This window comes from Kribbella swartbergensis (assembly GCF_054784135.1).
In genome coordinates this window covers 1-3,411 of the sequence record NZ_BAAGPM010000088.1, presented here as the reverse complement: position 1 = coordinate 3,411, position 3,411 = coordinate 1, and the positions used below count along the sequence as shown (strand labels likewise).

Below are 3,411 nucleotides of genomic sequence, written 5' to 3'. Positions count from 1 at the left end.
GGTCGCAGTACCATCGGCGCTGTCGGGCTTAACTTCCAGGTTCGGAATGGAGACTGGGTGTTTCCCCGACGCTATGGCCACCGAAACTCTATGAAAATATCAACCAACCCACTACTGCTCGATCACAACACCCGCTCCCGGTGAGGGGTTGGGGTGTTGGTTGCTGAGGTTGACCGTATTTCGGGAACCGTACAGTGGACGCGAGTTACTTCGTAGCGCAGCCTGAAACTTGTTGCCCACACGATGTGTGGGTGTGTGACAAGCCCTCGGCCTATTAGTACCAGTCAGCTCCACACGTTGCCGTGCTTCCACTTCTGGCCTATCAACCCAGTGGTCTGCTGGGGGCCTTACCCGGTTGACCCGGTGGGAGACCTCATCTTGAAGCGTGCTTCCCGCTTAGATGCTTTCAGCGGTTATCACTCCCGAACGTAGCCAACCAGCCGTGCTCCTGGCGGAACAACTGGCACACCAGAGGTTCGTCCACCCCGGTCCTCTCGTACTAGGGGCAGCCCTTCTCAAGTCTCCTGCGCGCGCAGCGGATAGGGACCGAACTGTCTCACGACGTTCTAAACCCAGCTCGCGTGCCGCTTTAATGGGCGAACAGCCCAACCCTTGGGACCTACTCCAGCCCCAGGATGCGACGAGCCGACATCGAGGTGCCAAACCATCCCGTCGATATGGACTCTTGGGGAAGATCAGCCTGTTATCCCCGGGGTACCTTTTATCCGTTGAGCGACGGTGCTCCCACATGCCACCGCCGGATCACTAGTTCCGACTTTCGTCCCTGCTCGACATGTCTGTCTCACAGTCAAGCTCCCTTGTGCACTTACACTCGACACCTGATTGCCAACCAGGCTGAGGGAACCTTTGAGCGCCTCCGTTACCTTTTAGGAGGCGACCGCCCCAGTCAAACTACCCACCAGGCACTGTCCCTGATCCGGATAACGGACCAAAGTTAGACAGCCAGAACAACCAGAGTGGTATTTCAACGATGACTCCACCCGAACTGGCGTCCGAGCTTCACAGTCTCCCACCTATCCTACACAAGTTGTACCGACCACCAATACCAAGTTGTAGTAAAGGTCCCGGGGTCTTTCCGTCCTGCTGCGCGTAACGAGCATCTTTACTCGTAATGCAATTTCGCCGAGTCCATGGTTGAGACAGCGCCCAAGTCGTTACGCCATTCGTGCAGGTCGGAACTTACCCGACAAGGAATTTCGCTACCTTAGGATGGTTATAGTTACCACCGCCGTTTACTGGCGCTTAAGTTCAAAGCTTCGCCGGCCGAAACCAGCTAACCTGTCCCCTTAACGTTCCAGCACCGGGCAGGCGTCAGTCCGTATACATCGAATTACTTCTTCGCACGGACCTGTGTTTTTAGTAAACAGTCGCTTGGGCCTGGTCTCTGCGGCCTTCACCGCTTCGGTGAGCAAGTCACCTAACGGATCCGGCCCCCCTTCTCCCGAAGTTACGGGGGCATTTTGCCGAGTTCCTTAACCATGGTTCACTCGATCGCCTCGGTATTCTCTACCTGATCACCTGTGTCGGTTTGGGGTACGGGCGGCTCTAACACTCACTGCGAAGTTTTTCTCGGCAGCATGGGATCATCCACTTCCCCTAAACGGGTCCGCCTCGGCTCTCAGGCACATGAGACACGGATTTGCCTATGCCTCGCCCTACCACCTTGCCCGCGGATCAGCTTGCGCCTACCATCGCCGCGGTTGGACTACCCTCCTGCGTCACTCCTCAGTGCACCTACTACCACCTCGGGTCACCAACGCCACCAATCCATCCGAAGACATCATGGCTTAGTTGGCTTAGCATCAGCGGGTTCGGTCGGGTCGTGTTAATGCCGGTACGGGAATATCAACCCGTTGTCCATCGACTACGCCTGTCGGCCTCGCCTTAGGTCCCGACTTACCCAGGGCAGATTAGCTTGACCCTGGAACCCTTGATCATCCGGCGGACGGGTTTCTCACCCGTCATTCGCTACTCATGCCTGCATTCTCACTCGTGCAGCATCCACAACTCCATCACTAGGCTGCTTCACACGCTGCACGACGCTCCCCTACCCATCCACACACCTGGACCACACTCCGAAGAGCACAGCCGAGTACAAGTATGAATGCCACAGCTTCGGCGGATTGCTTGAGCCCCGCTACATTGTCGGCGCGGAATCACTTGACCAGTGAGCTATTACGCACTCTTTCAAGGGTGGCTGCTTCTAAGCCAACCTCCTGGTTGTCTGGGCAACTCCACATCCTTTTCCACTTAGCAATCGCTTAGGGGCCTTAGCTGGTGATCTGGGCTGTTTCCCTCTCGACTACGGAGCTTATCCCCCGCAGTCTCACTGCCGCGCTCTCACTTACCGGCATTCGGAGTTTGGCTGATTTCGGTAAGCCGGTAAGCCCCCTAGACCATCCAGTGCTCTACCTCCGGTAAGAAACACGCGACGCTGCACCTATATGCATTTCGGGGAGAACCAGCTATCACGGAGTTTGATTGGCCTTTCACCCCTATCCACAGGTCATCCCCCAGGTTTTCAACCCTGGTGGGTTCGGTCCTCCACGCGGTCTTACCCGCGCTTCAACCTGCCCATGGATAGATCACTCCGCTTCGGGTCTAGAGCATGCGACTCAAACGCCCTATTCAGACTCGCTTTCGCTACGGCTACCCCACACGGGTTAACCTCGCCACACACCACTAACTCGCAGGCTCATTCTTCAAAAGGCACGCCGTCACACCCCACAAAGGAGACGCTCCGACGGATTGTAGGCAATCGGTTTCAGGTACTATTTCACTCCCCTCCCGGGGTACTTTTCATCTTTCCCTCACGGTACTAGTCCGCTATCGGTCACCAAGAAGTATTTAGGCTTAGCGGGTGGTCCCGCCAGATTCACACGGGATTTCAAGAGTCCCGTGCTACTTGGGAAAACACTCGGAAGTCACTGTCTTACACCTACGGGGCCATAACCCACTACGGCTCAACATTCCAGAAGATTCGGCTTCAACAATGATTTATAACTCCCTGACACCACGGCATTGATGTCTGAATGCTCCCACAACCCCATATACGCAACGCACGCCGGCTATCACACGCACATGGTTTAGCCTCATCCGCTTTCGCTCGCCACTACTCACGGAATCACTATTGTTTTCTCTTCCTGCGGGTACTGAGATGTTTCACTTCCCCGCGTTCCCTCCAGAACCCTATGTGTTCAGGCACTGGTAACTGGCTTTAGAATGCCAGCTGGGTTTCCCCATTCGGACACCCCCGGATCACAGCTTGGTTGCCAACTCCCCGGGGCTTATCGCAGGCTCCAACGTCCTTCATCGGCTCTTGGTGCCTAGACATCCACCGATTGCCCTTAGTAGCTTGTCACAACAACAAAACAAACAAAATCGCTACAA

At 55.7% G+C, this 3,411-nt stretch carries 2 rRNA genes; both read right to left on the bottom strand.

The features are described 5' to 3' along the window. Positions 1–85: ribosomal RNA gene (gene rrf / locus ACYVOK_RS36195) — 5S ribosomal RNA — on the bottom strand; the annotation flags it as partial. Positions 86–254: 169 nt separating this feature from the next. Beyond that, positions 255–3,382 (bottom strand): 23S ribosomal RNA (locus ACYVOK_RS36190). Between the last annotated feature and the right edge of the window lie 29 nt (positions 3,383–3,411).